Below are 15,084 nucleotides of genomic sequence, written 5' to 3'. Positions count from 1 at the left end.
AATGAAAGCAGATATTCCAGATGCCAATTCCAATTGAGCGCCTCGGTCAGACCGACACCCACACCATTTTTCGCGATTCCGTTCGGCGCTTTTTTGCGTCGGAGCTGGACCTCGATGCGTGGGAGAAAGAACGCCTGACTCCGCGCAGTTTCTGGAAAGCGGCTGGCGAAGCGGGCCTACTCTGCCCGACCGTGCCGGAAGCCTATGGCGGACCCGGGCTGGATTTCTCCTACAATGCGATTGTCACCGAGGAACTCACTTATGCGGGGTCCACATCAAGCCTGCCGCTTCAGTCTGACATTATCGCTGACTATTTTGTCCATCTGGGGACAGAAGAGCAGAAGCAGAAATATCTGCCCGGAATGGTCGACGGATCGCTGATCTCTGCGATCGCCATGACAGAACCTGCGGCTGGCTCCGATCTTCAATCGATCCGAACCAGGGCGGTTCGCGACGGCAATGAGTATGTCATCAGCGGCGCGAAGACTTACATTTCGAGCGGACAGCTTTGCGATTTCGTTATCGTCGCCGCGAAGACCGATCCGGATGCCGGGGCGCGCGGCGTTAGCCTCCTGATTGTCGATGCAGATAGTGCGGGCTTCTCCCGCGGACGCAAGCTGGACAAGATCGGGCAGCATTCAGCCGACACATCCGAGCTCTTCTTTGATGAAGTCCGCGTGCCAGCTGACGCGATGATTGGCGGGGAAGGTCGCGGGTTTGCAGCCATCATGACGCTGATGCCGCAAGAGCGCCTCTCGCAGGCAATTATGGGCCAGGCGAGCATGCAGCGCGCGATGGACGACACCATCACATTTACCCAGGATCGTCAGGCGTTCGGGCAATCCGTATTCGACTTCCAGAATTCGCAATTCGTTCTCGCGGATATCGCGACATCGCTCCAGGTCGGCTGGTCGCATCTGGACTGGGCCATCAATCGTCATGTCGCTGGCAAGCTGACTGCGGTGGAGGCATCGGCGGCAAAGCTCTGGCACACCGAAACCCAGTGGGCTTCCCTCGACAAGTGCCTGCAGCTGCATGGCGGCGCCGGCTATATGGAGGAGTATCCCATCGCTCGCATGTGGCGCGACGCACGCGTGCAACGCATTTACGGCGGAACCTCCGAAATTCTCAAACTGGTGATCGGCCGGTCTCTGAAGGGCTAGGCGAAGCGCGGCAAGCCGAAGAACATCTTAGCCGATCGAAAAAGCGAGTTCGGACATGAAGACATTCGAGGCAATCGACGTCGAACGCGAGGAAGGCTTTGCCATCGTCGCGCTCAACCGCCCGGACAGCATGAACTCCATCATTCCGCATATGCTCCGAGAGTTCGAGGACTGCATGGCGGACTTTGCAGCCGACCCTTCTGTAGAGGTGGTCATCCTGACCGGAAGAGGGCGGAACTTCTGTGCCGGGCTGGATGTCGAGATGCTCAAGCAGCACGGCGCTGAGGCGATATCTGGCTTCAATCCGTCCCGGACGATTGCCGATTGGCCCGGGCCAGTCATTGCAGCCGTACAGGGGGCCGTTGCGACCGGTGGCTTCGAGATCACGGTGGCGTGCGACATCATCATTGCAGCAGAGTCGGCCCGGTTTGTGGACACGCATTCGCGCGTGGGGCTGTTGCCGGGCTGGGGCCTTAGCGCGCGTCTTCATCGCGCCATAGGCATCTACAGGGCCAAGGAGCTCGAGCTTACCGGGCGACCGCTTCATGCGCGCGAAGCATCCGACTGGGGACTCGTCAACAAAGTTGTGCCGGACCGGGATCTGCTTGAGTCTGCGCGCAGTATGGCCCGCATGATACTGGCAGGGGCGCCACAGATGGCGGCTCCGACCAAGGCGCTTATCGATGGCAACAGTCTGCGTACCCTTGAAGGGGCGCTCGAATTTGAAAGGCACACTGCGGAAAAGGCCAATACCGGGCTGTCGCCAGGTGAGTTGAAATTTGGCCATGTGGGCGGCAGCAAACCGAAAAACTGAGAGGTCGATCCCAATTGACGGCTCTCGAAAGTAAAACAAACGATTTTGTTTTAGCTTGCTGCTATTGGCTCGAAGTAATGGGTCCTCCTTTGCAGAGGCAGAAATCTGCGCTTCTGTTCTTAGTTTGAGTGTCTTCAACCCACTGAAACAAAATATAAATATAGTGAATTTGCAGAAGCTGACCGGAAGTCGTGTGCGTCGTTTTCGGGGCGACAAAGAGGTTGCGGCTTTGTTGGTCGTCGTGCAGCAAATTAAAACGTTTGCTTGACCAGGATTGGCGATACCAATAGCGTTTTCAAAACAAATTTATGAGGCGAAAGCGCCGAGCCGGACGATGTGAATAGTCCGGCTCTACTGCAGTCAACGGGTGCGTTCGGTTGTGGTGGTGGCTTGAGAACAGAGGGTGTTTGAAGCGCCCCATGCCGACAAAAAGGTTGAGGAAAAAGATGGCAAGTGAAAATCTGACCGCTGGCAAACCGATTGCCGCATTGAGACCATCAAGGCGGCACGCCTGGTACACGGTCGGGCTTCTCACCGTTCTCTTCATCTTGTCCTTTATCGACCGGAGCATTCTGGCGCTAATGGCAGAACCCGTCGGCCAGTCGCTTGGGCTGGCGGACAGGCAGCTTGCGCTTCTTCTCGGTCTTGGATTTGCGCTTGTCTATTCATTTGGCGGCCTGCCACTGGCGCAATTGGTGGATACACGTGACAGGCGGACGGTGGTCGCGGTTGGCGTTGGCGTCTGGAGCGTGGCGACCGTGCTATCCGCTTTCGCGGGCGGCTTCTGGAGCCTGCTAATCCTGCGGTGCGGCGTTGCGCTTGGTGAGGCTGTGCTTACCCCGGCCGCTGTTTCGCTGATCGCCGACCTCTTCCTCAAGGAAAAGCGCAGCCTGCCCATGTCGGTTTACCTGTCAGTGGGCAGTTTCATGTCCATCGGGTCGTACATGGCAGGCGCCATGGCCTATGACTTCGCCGCGAGCTTAAGCGCGGCGACAGGTCTTGCGCCCTGGCAGCTGACATTCATCCTTGTCGGTCTGCCCGGTGTCATCCTCGCAATCGTATTCATGTTTACGGCGGCCAATCCGCCGAGGGGGGAATCTCTCAAGATCGGCCAGGACTATTCATCCTGGGGCTCCTTTTTTGGCTACATCCGCAAGCGCGCTCTATTTTTCGTTCCCTTGCTTTCGGCCGCAGGCGTTTATTGTTTCTTCAGCCTGGCCGTCATCACCTGGCTGCCGACATTCCTTGTGCGGGAAGAAGGGCTCAGCCTGTCACAGGCGGGGTACATGCTCGGTTGGATTGGTGTGCCGACAGGTCTGATTGGAAATTTCTTCTGGCCGCAGCTGTCGATGGCCATAGACCGGAGGTGGAAGAACCGAGGGGCCGCAACAGTTCTGTTAATCGCAGCCTGTGTTTCTGGGCCTGCCTTTGCGATGGGCATATTTTCTGGCGGGACGGTGCTGTATGTCTGCCTCGGGATCGGGATCCTCTTTGGCTCTGCTTTTCCTGTCATTCCGCCGATCGCCTATCAGCAATTCGGGCCGATCCGGATGAGAGCGCGGCTGGCGGCCGTCAATCTCCTCGTCATCGCTTTGCTGGGGTACGGGCTTGGTCCGCTGGTGGCCGTTGAGCTTGGCGCATTGATTGTTGGGGGCGAGCACTCGCTTGGGGCCGGACTGGCCTGGATTTGCTTGCTCACCACGCCGCTCCTGATTGCGCTCTCGCTTCTCGCGGTTAGCCGGGCTTCACTGGGTGAAGATCAGGACTAGGGCAGGTCGGCCCTGTGCGCGCACGGAGCTCGCACTGGGTGGTTGGCCCGATAACGGTTTAGCGCCGGGAAATTCCCAGCGCCTCAAGGACGTCATGATCTTCAGCAGCAACGGTCACAACTTCGCCCGCAGCATTGATCATATCGATTGGACCTGCCTCGATTGGATTGCATGCACCGCTAGGCACCGCATGGGCCATCTGCTGACGGTAGATTAGCCAGGCCTGATCAAACGAATAGACATCCATGCCTGCAGCGCGCGCCGCGTAGCAGTTGGGGGTCTGGAAATAGTCGACCGAGGCGAGGCCCGAACTGGCGTGTCTTCAATTCCTTGCAGCGCCTGTCACGGAGCGCGCCCCAATTGCCGAATCTCGGGATATGCGTGAAGACGATATCTTCCAGCATTGTAAGTCCCTGCTGTAAGACGACCCAGTGCCGATTCAGCTGCTTTTCAGTGAAGCCGCCCTGTGTATGTATACGGACCCGGGCGGAATGCCGACCGACCTCGGTCCGAGCATGCCAGCGAAAACGTACACGATGCGGACGTTCCAATCCGCTCACCGCTGCGAGTAAAATTGCTGACGTTCACGCCTGGGAACTTCGCTGATAGGGCATCAGTGAACCAGTCGGTCGTGAAGTCTTCGAAGGTGTGCGGTAGCTGGATTAGGGACATTTTCCTGAACGCCTCTCCTAAATTTTAGAAGTTGAATCGCGGTAGGCGTGAACTGAAGGAGCCGTGAAATCAGCCGATGGACCCGGCCTTCCGCGCAGCTTCAATTTCCGCTTCAGTCTTGCCGAGCGCCTTGAGCACTTCCTCGGTGTGTTCGCCGAGTTTCGGCGCGCGCATCCGAATGGAAGGCGGTGAGGTCTCGAAGTCGGCAAAGAAGCCGGACGTGCGCATCCGGCCGAATTCGGGGTCTTCGGTGTCGATGAAGCACTCAGAATAGACGGCCTGCGGGTCTTCCATGAATTCTTCGACCGTGTTCACGGGTGCCAGAGGAATGCCATGCTCATCTGCCAGTGCGATCAGTTCGGCTTTCGTCATCTTGGAGGCTGGCTCTTCGAGCTCCTTCCAGAAGTCCGCATAGTTGAAGATACGCGCCCATGGCGTGTTGTAGCGTTTGTCCTCTATCAGGTCCTCACGCCCCAGGATCTTGCAGAGCGCCTCGAACTGGCGGTTAAGCTGCACATGCCCCATCACGCTTCCATCTTTCACCCGCAGTGGATGATGGATCTTGATGTTGGGAATCTTTTGTATGTCCTTGGTCTGGAACATGAAATTGTTCAGCAGGTCAGGCATCAGGAAAGCGGCATACGTCTTCATGAGCGAGGTGGAGACTTTTTGGCCAGCGCCGCCGGAGCGCTCGCGATGAAGAAGCGCCGCAAGGACGGCGTTGCAGGTCATGATCGACGCAACCTTGTCGGCGATGATGTGGTGGATGGGTTCCGGATTCTCTGGCGAACCCATGACTGTCATAGCGCCGCTCATTGCCTGAATGACGTGGTCGTAGGCAGGCTTGTCCTTATAGGGGCCGTCTGTTCCGAAGCCTGACAGGCCTGCATAGATGAGGCCCGGATTGTCTTTGCGAAGGGTCTCGTAGCCGAGGCCGAGCCGCTCCATCGTGCCGGGCCTGAAGTTTTCGAGCACCACATCAGCGCTCGCGATCAGGTCTGCCGCGATGGATCGACCTTCTTCTGATTTGAGGTCGAGGCAGATGCTCTGCTTGTTACGATTAAAGAGGGAGAAATAGGCGGACATCCCGTCATATGACGGTTGGTTGGCCCGCATGGGGTCGCCGGCCGTAGTCTCGATCTTGATCACCTCTGCGCCGAGATCACCCAGCAATTGGCCAGCGAATGGTCCTGATACCATGGTCGATATCTCGATGACACGGAGGCCGGTGCACGGGCCGTTTTCTGCCTGCTGGTCGGTATCGTTGTGAGTATCCATCGTCGTTCTCCCTCTTTCCGCCGCGAGGGCGTCTATTTGTTGCCCGCCCCAGCTCAATCGAAGAGTACACGGTTAGGGTCATATGTAGTACGATCGTTCTATACGAACTCGTTGCCGTGATCCAGAGCTCAATTCGCCGCTTGGTTGACTTTGTCACACGCTGATAGGTGATGATTTGGGTATCACATGCTCTATTAAATATACAGCCATGGTCGTTGAGTAGTTTGGGTGAGTGCGCGCAGGATGATGCTTGGACTTTGGAGTTGACTAAGAAGCGCGACTTGTATGGAAACAAATGTACTAAATGCTGGCGGCCGGCCAGAATTGCGAAGATTAAAGAGGTGTCGTGTTGAGCTATCCAGATGAGGCCATTGCCAGGCAGATTGGCGACCGCGTTGAGACATTCATCCGTGATGTGATCGCGCCTTATGAGCGCGATCCTCGGCTTGAGGACCATGGCCCAAGCGAAGAACTGGTCACGGAAATCCGCGACAAGGCACGCGCGGCCGGTGTGATGACGCCGCATATCCTGGAGGACGGTTCGCACCTGTCGCAGCGAGGAACGGCCTACATTCTGCAGAAGACCGGCCTTTCGCCGCTCGGTCCGGTGGCCTGCAATACTGGGGCGCCGGACGAGGGCAACATGTTCCTCCTCGGCAAGGTCGCGACTGAAGAGCAGCATGAGCGTTTTCTGAAGCCAATGGTTTCAGGAGGGGCTCGTTCAGCCTTTTTCATGACGGAGCCACCTGAAGACGAAGGCGCCGGCTCGGATCCCTCCATGATGAAAACAACCTGCGTGCAGGACGGCAACCATTGGGTGATCAATGGCCGCAAGACATTCATTACCGGCGCGATGGGGGCGAAAGTCGGGATCATCATGGCCAAATCGGAAGAGGGCGCCTGTATGTTCCTCGTCGATCTGCCCAACGACGCCGTCCGGATCGAGCGTGTGCTCGACACAATCGACAGCTCCATGCCCGGTGGGCACGCCGAAGTCGTGATCGATAATCTCCGCGTGCCGGCTTCAGATATGCTGGGCAATCCGGGCGAGGGCTTCCGTTATGCGCAAATCCGGCTCGCGCCGGCGCGGCTCTCACACTGCATGCGCTGGCTTGGCGTTGCGATGCGGGCGCAGGAAATCGCTATCGAATATGCCTGCAAACGAAAGGCTTTCGGCAAGCTGCTGATCGATCATGAGGGCGTCGGTTTCATGCTGGCCGAGAACAAGATCGACCTTCAGCAATCTTCTCTGATGATCGACTGGTGCGCCGACGCGCTGGACCGCGGGGAAGATGGCAATGTCGAAAGCTCGATGACCAAAGTCGCCGTGTCTGAGGCACTGTTCAAGGTTGCTGATCGCTGCGTTCAGGTGATGGGCGGGATGGGAGTCAGCCGCGACACGATCGTGGAGCAGCTATTCCGCGAAGTCCGCGCCTTCCGCATCTATGACGGGCCGACTGAGGTCCACAAATGGTCGCTCGCCAAGAAGATCAAGAAGGCCGAGCTGGCTCGGCAGGCCGGACCTTAGCTCGCCGATTCAAGAATAGGCTAGCTTCCGCTGGAGTAGATTGACCCCGATGGCGTCCCACGTGAGGGGGGCATTGATGATGCGTGCTTGCGTTTCTCCTGACTGTCGCTCTCGTTTTGGCCCCTCAAGCAGGTGGCGTCCTCACATTCGTCCAGGGAGCGTTGAGGGCGCGGGGGCGCGGTCGCCTGGGAGATCTCCAGAAAACGCAATTTCAGATCCCATATTAAATCAAAAGAGCAAAGATCAATCGCAAGAAAAGCCTTTGTGCAAAGGGGGTATCATGCCTATTGTTATTCGATTGTTTTAATTCCACAGGGGGTGGCTCGGCAGGATGAAGGGCAAGACGAGCATCGTCGGCGTGTGCCCCAGGTCGTGCCGGCGACTTTCACGGCTGTGACGAGTCGGCTCGGCCAATCATTGCGCCCATTGGAACTGACAATACTGAAGTGCCGGGACAGGAGGCCGCCAGGGGCTCTAGCTGAAACATAAACGGCGTCCGGCGAAAAATAAAAAGCTGAAAGTCAGCTGAGGGAGATCGAAATTGTCTGATAAATTAAGCGCCGCTGAAAATCATATCATCCCGGACGAGCGATCCGCGGTCCTCACAGATCCGCAGGCGTACGCAGATGGGCGCATTTACGACACCTATACGTGGCTCCGTGCGAACATGCCGCTTGGCCAGGCCGTCGTGGAAGGCTTTGATCCGTTCTGGGTCGTCACCCGACAAGAAGATATCAAGCTGATCAGCCGCGATAATGAGACGTTTCATTCGGGTGATGGCCAGTTTTCATTCATGGATAAGGGCAGCGACGAGTATATTCGGGCCATGAATGGGGGTGACCCCCACCTGGTCCACTCCCTGGTGTCGATGGATCCGCCTGAGCACTTCAAATACCGCCGGTTGACGCAAGGCTATTTCATGCCTCAGTCGGTGAAGAAGCTGGAAGACGATATCCGTGCGATCGCGCGTGAATTTGTCGACAAGATGATGGCGACAGAGGGGGAATGTGACTTCGTGTCTGAAGTCGCGCTGCTCTATCCGCTCCGTGTCATCATGTCGATATTCGGTGTCCCTGTTGAGGATGAGCCGATCATGCTCAAGCTGACACAGGAATTGTTTGGGGCGCAGGACCCAGAGATGTCTGGTGCAGTGGAAATACTGAGCGCCGAGCAGCAAGGTGAACATCTTCGCAAAACGGTTGCTGGTTTTGAGGCTTACTTCAGAGAGCTGAGCAAAAAGAGGCGTGAGACCCCGCAGGATGACCTCAGCAGTGTCATTGCGAATGCGGAAGTGGATGGCGAGCCAATCCAGGAAAAAATGGAAATGGGGTACTACATCACCGTTGCCACAGCGGGGCACGACACGACGTCGGCCTCCACGGCCATGGCGATGTGGAAGCTTGCAGAAAACCCGGCTGAGTTCGAAAAAGTGAAAGCCGATCCTGCTCTTATTCCCGGACTTGTTGAGGAAGCCATTCGATGGGCGACTCCGATCAAGAGTTTCATGAGATTTGCGACAACAGACGTCGAAGTCAGCGGCGCGCCTATGCGCAAGGGTGACTGGATCATGCTTTGCTATGGGTCAGGCAATCGCGACGAGGCTGTTTATGATGACCCGGACACATTCCGTGTGGATCGTTCCTCGAGCCCGCTCCTTTCATTTGGGTTTGGACCGCATCTGTGTTTGGGGATGCATTTGGCGAAGCTGGAAATGAAGATTCTCTTCGAGGAATTGCTGCCGAGGTTGAGGTCCGTTCGCCTGAATGGCGAGCCCAGAAATATACCTGCGCTCTTCATTAGCGGGCCCAAAAAAGTGCCCGTGAAGTTTGAGGCGACCTGAGCAGCGCATTGCGGCGAAAGCAATGGGGCGATTGATTGGCTTCGGGATTTCGTCGTCAGCGTCGTGTGTCAGAAATTCGGCAAGCCGGTCAAAGAAATAGGTCTCGCCAGTGAACGGGCTCGACCCGCTATCACCGGCACATTGGCAACAAAGGTCGGGGATCATCGGCCAAATCGGAAGAAGGTGCCTGCATGGTCCTCGTCGACCTGCCCAGCGACGATGTCGGGATAGAGCACGACTTAGAGTCCGCACCCTTTGTCCGCTGGACGGAAGTTTTGTAATAGACGCCATTCGTACGCTGTGACTGATCACAAGCGATACAATCGTGTGCAAATTCATACGGAAGAGGGTACATGTTCCGAGCATTGCCCTCAGACGTTACTTCAATCATGAAAATCAATCAGTCCTATAAATTCTCAGTGGCGCCCATGATGGACTGGACAGACCGGCATTGCCGGATGTTTCACCGTGCCTTTTCTGCGAACACGCTGCTCTGGAGCGAGATGGTCACTGCCGATGCCGTGATCCATGGCGATCGGGACCGTTTGATCGGCTTCAGTGATGCCGAACACCCGGTCGTGTTGCAGCTTGGCGGGTCGGACCCGGCCAAGCTTGCGGAAGCCAGCCGGATCGCGGAAGCGTTTGGCTATGACGAGGTGAATATCAATTGTGGGTGCCCGTCGGACCGCGTGCAATCTGGCCGGTTCGGCGCCTGCCTGATGCAGGAGCCAGCGGTCGTGGCAGACTGTGTTGCGGCGATGCGCGCCGCGGTCTCTATCCCCGTCACCGTGAAATGCCGTGTTGCTGTCGACGAGGACCCGCCGCGCGAAACCTTGTTCGGTTTCGTGGATCAGGTCTCCGATGCCGGATGCGAGGTTTTCACGGTCCATGCGCGCAAGGCGTGGCTATCCGGTCTCAGCCCGAAGGAAAACCGCGATATTCCGCCCCTGGATTATGGCTTGGTCGCGGATTTGAAGGCCGAGCGTCCAGAGCTTTCGATCATCCTCAATGGCGGGATCAAAACCCTCGATGAATGTGCAGACCATTTGAAGGTTTTCGATGGTGTCATGCTGGGGCGCGCGCCGTATCAGACGCCGCAAATGCTGGGCGGGGTCGATCACCTTTTAGAGACAGGCGAAGCGGCGCCTTTTGATGAGGCGCAGGCGGCTATGGACGCGCTTGCGGCGTATCGGGGCTATATGGCCGAGCAGCTTGAGGCAGGGGCCAAACTGTCATCGATGACACGTCATATGATGGGGCTGTTCACCGGATTGCCGGGGGCGCGCGCTTATCGCCGGACCTTGTCGGAAAAAGCGGTGAAAACGGGCGCCGGACTGGACGTGCTCGATGAAGCCGTCTCCCACATCAATCTTGAAAGTGTAGACGCCTGATGGCTGATTTTTTCGCCGAGTATGGCGTCCTTATAATCTCACTCGCTTTGGCGGGTGTTGCGGCAGGTCTGGCGGCGGGGCTGTTCGGGATTGGCGGCGGCGCAGTCATCGTGCCGGTGCTGTACTTTCTGCTAACGGCGCTCGGCTATGAGCAGACGGCCATGCATGTCGCGGTGGCGACCTCGCTTGCGACGATCATTCTGACATCAATCCGTTCGGTTATGGCGCACAACAAGCGTGGTGCGGTCGACTGGGATGTTATCAAGGGATGGGCGCCCTGGATCGTGATCGGCGCGATCCTTGGACAAATGGTGGCGGGCTTTGTTTCCAAGGACGCGTTGACGATTGTGTTCGGTTCGATGCTGCTGATCCTTGCCATGCAGCTCTATTTTGGGCGTCCGAGCTGGAGGCTGGCTGAAGACTTGCCCACAGGTGCGCCGCGGGCCGGGCTTGGCGGTGCGCTAGGCATCCTGTCCGCCATCATGGGGATTGGCGGCGGCACGTTCGGCGTTAGCCTGATGACGATATGTGGCCGGCCAATCCATCAGGCCGTGGCAACCGCTGCCGGGTTTGGTGTGGCCATCGGCTTGCCCGGCGCGATCGTCGCCATCATCAATGGCATCGGCAAGGAAGGTCTGCCGCCTTTCTCGCTGGGGCACGTCAATCTGCCGGCCTTCTTCCTGATATCGGCCTGCACTGTAACGATGGCGCCTGTCGGCGCCGCGCTCGCGCACAAGCTCGATGCGGGCCTGCTGCGAAAGCTGTTCGGCGTCTTATTGGTTTTAGTATCGATCAGGATGCTGTGGAAGACTATTGCCGGATAATCAGGCGGTCAGAGCGAAATTCGTAAGAGTAGAGCTCGCGTAGAAAGCTCATGCCCAGAAGCGACTGGGTCAGCTCTTCCTTCATTACGATCGCGTGCACATTTTTCACTTCGACCTGGCCGACCTTGATCGATTCGATGACGATGTCGGCGCCATAGGTGATGCCGCCAGCGGTGCGAATGCGAGAGTTGTATTCGAGATCCTCAGGCCGAAAGCCCATCTTCCGCGCGTCTTTTTGTGTAACGGCGACCGTGCTGGCGCCTGTATCAACCATGAAATCGACGCTGGCCTTGCGGTTTACCAGCGAGCGAGCCCAGTAATGACCATCATTTCGCACGAGCATAACGGCAGACCGTCGCATGGATGGCTCGATGTCGGCTTCTTCGATGATGTTGACGGATTCGGTCTTTGGCGGCTCGGCGCGGTCTTCCAGCCTCGGGACAACGAAGAATGAAACAGCGCCAGCGACAGCAGCAGCGCTTAGCAGCAGGGACAGGATCCTGGTGCTCATGCCGATGCGCCCAGTTTTCCGAGTGAGCGCAAGTGGTTCATGCGCTCATCAAGCTGTGTCATAATCCGGCTGCGGTCTTCGTCTGAAAATGTCGTCCATCCGCCAATTTCACGAAGGCTGCGGCCACAGCCAAGGCAGAGACCTGTCTGCCCGTCGACAGCGCATACTTTTTTGCAGGGCGTTTCGATAGGTTTCATAAAAGTCCGTGGCAGAGTGCCAATGTGTAAGCGTCGCATGTATCATGTCAAAACTTCAAGAATCTTTCATTGACTTCAACGGGGGATTCAGGCGGTTGTCGGCAAAACCCAGAAAACAGGATCGCCCTTGAGCCAGACTGCCCCTTCAGCCTCACCCTTTGATGATGTTCGCGACCTTGCCAAACGCAGTGTCTCGACAGACGAAGCCAGCGGCGCGAAAGTGCGCGAAGCCCTGCTCGGCATGGGGCGCGAAGGCGACTTTGGCCGGCTGGGGCAGGCAGCCGAATGGCTCGCCCGATGGCAGGGCCGCTACCCGCCGCGTATCGAGAATGCAACGTTGGCGATCTTTGCAGGCTCGCACGGTGTGACAGGCGGCGGCAGTGTCTCGCTTTCAAGCGATCGCAGCACGCGCAGCAAGGTCGACGAGCTGCGTGAAGGCAAAGCTCCACTTTCGGCGATTGCGGCGCAGAATGGTGCTAATATTCGCGTGTTTGAGCTCGCCATCGAAAAGCCCACCAATGACTTCACGGACGATGCGGCGATGACTGAGCGCGAATGCGCGGCGACCATCGCCTATGGTTTTGAAGCTCTTGAGGGAAAGCCAGATCTGCTGGCGCTTGGTGTTGTCGGCGCGGGCATCGGTACGGCTGCAGCCGCAGTCGCTTGTGCGCTTTATGGTGGAACTCCGGACTATTGGGTGCGCCCTGGTCCGTCCACGCCAAAGGATGTCAGCACCGCGCGTACCGAAGCGGTGAATGCGGGTCTGGCTCGCCATCGCGGGCAACTGGATGATCCCCTTGAAGCGTTGCGCTGTCTTGGCGGACGCGAGCTTGCGGCCTGTGTCGGGGCCATACTTGCGGCCCGAATTCAGTCAGTGCCGGTTCTGCTGGACGGGTTTGCCACGACGATCGCTGCAGGTGTCGTACATGCGATCAATCCGGACGCCGTTTCCCACGTGTGCGCGGCGCACGTGACCCGCCGGCCGGCGCATCAGGCCGCGCTTGAGCGGATCGATCTGCAGCCTCTTATGCCGTTCGAGTTCAATACCGGCGGCGGCATGGGGTCGGCGGCTGCGGTGGGCGTCCTAAAGACAGCCTGTGCGCCGTTTCTCGGCCAGCCTGTCAGCTAAGTAGACCATAGCTTTCAGCCCGCGACGACGCGTCGCTTTCCGTTGACGTTCGCGTCAACTTGCTTTCGCGCAGCCATGCATGCAAAAGGGGGCAGCGTCGCAAAACCGTATAGCTAAGGAAAAGCCCATGAATCTCGAATTCACGCCTGAGGAAGTCGCATTTCGCAAAGAAGTGCGGGCTTTCATCGAAGAAAATTATCCTGAAAAGCTGCGCGGTGTTGGCGCCCGCGAGGATCTCAGCAAGGAAGACATGCTCGCCTGGCACCAGATTCTCGGCAAGAAGGGCTGGTCCGTTGCAGCCTGGCCGGAAAAGTATGGCGGCACAGGTTGGACCTCGACCCAGCGCTACATCTGGTCTGAAGAAAATGCGCGCATGGATACGATCATGCCACTGCCGTTCGGCGTCTCTATGGTCGGCCCCGTTATTTACACCTTCGCGTCACAGGAACTGAAAGACGAGCACCTGCCAGGTATCCGGTCTGGCGAAGTCTGGTGGTGCCAGGGCTATTCCGAGCCAGGCGCCGGCTCTGACCTCGCATCGGTCAAGACAACAGCGGTCCGCGACGGCGACGAGTATGTCATCAACGGTCAGAAGACCTGGACGACGCTGGCTCAGCATGCCGACTGGGGCTTCTTCCTCTGCCGCACTGACCCGACCGCGGCCAAACCGCAGGAAGGGATCTCCTTCATTCTCGTCGACATGAAGACGCCGGGCATTGAAGTAAAGCCAATCAAGACGATCGATGGCGGTCATGAGGTCAACGAAGTCTGGCTGACCGACGTTCGTGTTCCGGTCACCAACCTCGTTGGTGAAGAGAACAAGGGCTGGACCTATGCCAAGTTCCTGCTGGCGCATGAACGCTCCGGTATTGCCGGTGTCGCGCGCTCCAAGCGCGGCGTTGAAAAGCTGCGTAAGATTGCGTCCACTGAGCTTCTGGAAGGCAAGCCGCTGATCAAGGACGACGAATTCCTGCGCAAGATCAGCCAGCTCGAAATCGACCTGACGGCCCTCGAGTTTACCGAGCTGCGGACGCTGGCCAGCGAAGCGGCCGGTAAGGGTCCCGGCCCTGAAAGCTCGATCCTCAAGGTCAAGGGCACGGAAATCCAGCAACGCCTGACGGAGCTCACACTTGAAGCGGTCGGCATGTATGGTCATCCATACTTCCGCGGCTTCCCGGAAGACGGATCGAACGAATTCCCGATCGGGCCGGATTATGCCCATCAGGCAGCGCCGACCTACTTCAATATGCGCAAGACATCGATCTATGGCGGCTCAAACGAGATCCAGCGCAATATCATCACCAAGATGATCCTGGGGCTGTAGGCTGATGGTCAGGGCGGCAATTGCAGGATTATTTGTAAGTGCCGCCCCGCTCGCGGTCTCGGCCGCGCCCGGCTTGCCGGACGTTGGCGGTGGCTCGATCGTGTACTGGTCGAGCGCCTATGCAGGGACGTCGGATCAGTATCACGAACGCGTCCTCGCCACCGGCGATGACTGGGTGCTGTTCAAAAGCGAGTTCGACGATGACTTCGTCGAGACGGAGACGTCCGATCTGTTCATGATCTTTTCGGGCACAGAGTACCGTGCATGTGATGAGACCATGCCGACAGCTGAAGAGCGCCAGGCCCTGGCTGCGCTGTTCCCGCTTGAAGAGGGGGCCACCGTCGCTCTGACATCCGATGATGGGGACCGCGCCGTCAGGGTCGGAGCCGCAACCAACTATTTTCTTATGGGCCAGATGCATCCGGCTCATGAGGTGTTTATGGAATTTGAGGATGAGGAGCAGAGCCACAAGCTCGTCGTTCTTGACGAAAAACCCTTCACGGTCGCGATTGACTGGGCTGAAACGTCCAGCGACCGCGTCATGAGTATAACATCGCCAAAAGAAGCGCCGCGATCAGGCCAGACGGCTGAAGACCTCGGCAATTGCGCGGCCTTTCTGACGGCGCAGTAAAACGATTTAGAGA

At 57.8% G+C, this 15,084-nt stretch carries 14 protein-coding genes; 10 read left to right on the top strand and 4 right to left on the bottom strand.

Translation table 11 applies throughout. The features are described from left to right. Nucleotides 1-20 precede the first annotated feature (20 nt). From B8783_RS09210 to B8783_RS09200, 3 genes are all read left to right on the top strand, one after another. Complete coding sequence (locus tag B8783_RS09210; protein WP_084419877.1) at nucleotides 21-1,163, top strand: acyl-CoA dehydrogenase family protein; 1,143 nt, start codon at nucleotides 21-23, stop codon at nucleotides 1,161-1,163. Nucleotides 1,164-1,218: 55 nt separating this feature from the next. Further along, nucleotides 1,219-1,977, top strand: a complete 759-nt coding sequence (locus B8783_RS09205) for an enoyl-CoA hydratase-related protein (RefSeq protein ID WP_084419876.1) — start codon at nucleotides 1,219-1,221, stop codon at nucleotides 1,975-1,977. A 446-nt stretch (nucleotides 1,978-2,423) separates the two neighbouring features. Continuing rightward, entirely contained in the window at nucleotides 2,424-3,746 is a 1,323-nt protein-coding gene (locus B8783_RS09200) for an MFS transporter (protein WP_169711760.1), read from the top strand. A 58-nt stretch (nucleotides 3,747-3,804) separates the two neighbouring features. On the opposite strand, the gene B8783_RS09195 is transcribed toward B8783_RS09200, so the two are convergent. Both B8783_RS09195 and B8783_RS09190 read right to left on the bottom strand, forming a co-directional pair. Continuing rightward, a complete protein-coding gene (locus B8783_RS09195) occupies nucleotides 3,805-3,993 on the bottom strand; it encodes a hypothetical protein (protein WP_084419874.1) in 189 nt (62 codons plus the stop codon). Nucleotides 3,994-4,487: 494 nt separating this feature from the next. After that, the gene (locus tag B8783_RS09190; RefSeq protein WP_084419873.1) at nucleotides 4,488-5,696 is read right to left on the bottom strand and encodes a CaiB/BaiF CoA transferase family protein; all 1,209 of its coding nucleotides are present in this window, start codon (nucleotides 5,694-5,696) and stop codon (nucleotides 4,488-4,490) included. A 349-nt stretch (nucleotides 5,697-6,045) separates the two neighbouring features. Between B8783_RS09190 and B8783_RS09185 the strand changes: the two genes are divergently transcribed. From B8783_RS09185 to B8783_RS09170, 4 genes are all read left to right on the top strand, one after another. Then, nucleotides 6,046-7,224, top strand: a complete 1,179-nt coding sequence (locus B8783_RS09185) for an acyl-CoA dehydrogenase family protein (RefSeq protein WP_084419872.1) — start codon at nucleotides 6,046-6,048, stop codon at nucleotides 7,222-7,224. A gap of 541 nt (nucleotides 7,225-7,765) precedes the next feature. Further along, nucleotides 7,766-9,064 carry a cytochrome P450 gene (locus tag B8783_RS09180; RefSeq protein WP_233355728.1) on the top strand — a complete coding sequence of 433 codons (1,299 nt, stop codon included), beginning with the start codon at nucleotides 7,766-7,768 and terminating at the stop codon, nucleotides 9,062-9,064. A 389-nt stretch (nucleotides 9,065-9,453) separates the two neighbouring features. Then, complete coding sequence (dusA, locus tag B8783_RS09175; RefSeq protein WP_084419871.1) at nucleotides 9,454-10,455, top strand: tRNA dihydrouridine(20/20a) synthase DusA; 1,002 nt, start codon at nucleotides 9,454-9,456, stop codon at nucleotides 10,453-10,455. Beyond that, nucleotides 10,455-11,279, top strand: coding sequence for a sulfite exporter TauE/SafE family protein (locus tag B8783_RS09170; protein ID WP_084419870.1), 825 nt, complete (start codon nucleotides 10,455-10,457; stop codon nucleotides 11,277-11,279). Before dusA ends, B8783_RS09170 begins: the two co-directional genes overlap by 1 nt. On the opposite strand, the gene B8783_RS09165 is transcribed toward B8783_RS09170, so the two are convergent. Both B8783_RS09165 and B8783_RS09160 read right to left on the bottom strand, forming a co-directional pair. Beyond that, nucleotides 11,266-11,790 (bottom strand): retropepsin-like aspartic protease family protein, encoded by a 525-nt coding sequence (locus tag B8783_RS09165; RefSeq protein WP_084419869.1) that lies wholly within the window; start codon nucleotides 11,788-11,790, stop codon nucleotides 11,266-11,268. The two genes, B8783_RS09170 and B8783_RS09165, sit on opposite strands and share 14 nt — an antisense overlap. After that, on the bottom strand, nucleotides 11,787-11,987 hold the full coding sequence (locus tag B8783_RS09160; protein WP_233355727.1) for a DUF1289 domain-containing protein: 201 nt from the start codon (nucleotides 11,985-11,987) through the stop codon (nucleotides 11,787-11,789). The genes B8783_RS09165 and B8783_RS09160 overlap by 4 nt, the downstream gene beginning before the upstream one ends. Nucleotides 11,988-12,114: 127 nt before the next feature. On the opposite strand from B8783_RS09160, the gene B8783_RS09155 reads away from it, so the two are divergent. From B8783_RS09155 to B8783_RS09145, 3 genes are all read left to right on the top strand, one after another. Beyond that, nucleotides 12,115-13,116, top strand: a complete 1,002-nt coding sequence (locus tag B8783_RS09155) for a nicotinate-nucleotide--dimethylbenzimidazole phosphoribosyltransferase (RefSeq protein WP_084419867.1) — start codon at nucleotides 12,115-12,117, stop codon at nucleotides 13,114-13,116. 127 nt (nucleotides 13,117-13,243) lie between these two features. Then, nucleotides 13,244-14,440 (top strand): acyl-CoA dehydrogenase family protein, encoded by a 1,197-nt coding sequence (locus B8783_RS09150; protein ID WP_084419866.1) that lies wholly within the window; start codon nucleotides 13,244-13,246, stop codon nucleotides 14,438-14,440. A 4-nt stretch (nucleotides 14,441-14,444) separates the two neighbouring features. Further along, nucleotides 14,445-15,071, top strand: coding sequence for an ABC transporter permease (locus B8783_RS09145; RefSeq protein ID WP_084419865.1), 627 nt, complete (start codon nucleotides 14,445-14,447; stop codon nucleotides 15,069-15,071). Nucleotides 15,072-15,084 lie beyond the last annotated feature (13 nt).

It is taken from the genome of Henriciella litoralis (genome assembly GCF_002088935.1).
Classification (GTDB): Bacteria; Pseudomonadota; Alphaproteobacteria; order Caulobacterales; family Hyphomonadaceae; genus Henriciella; species Henriciella litoralis.
The sequence above is the reverse complement of the archived record's forward strand: the minus strand, read 5'-3'. Positions and strand labels throughout refer to the sequence as shown.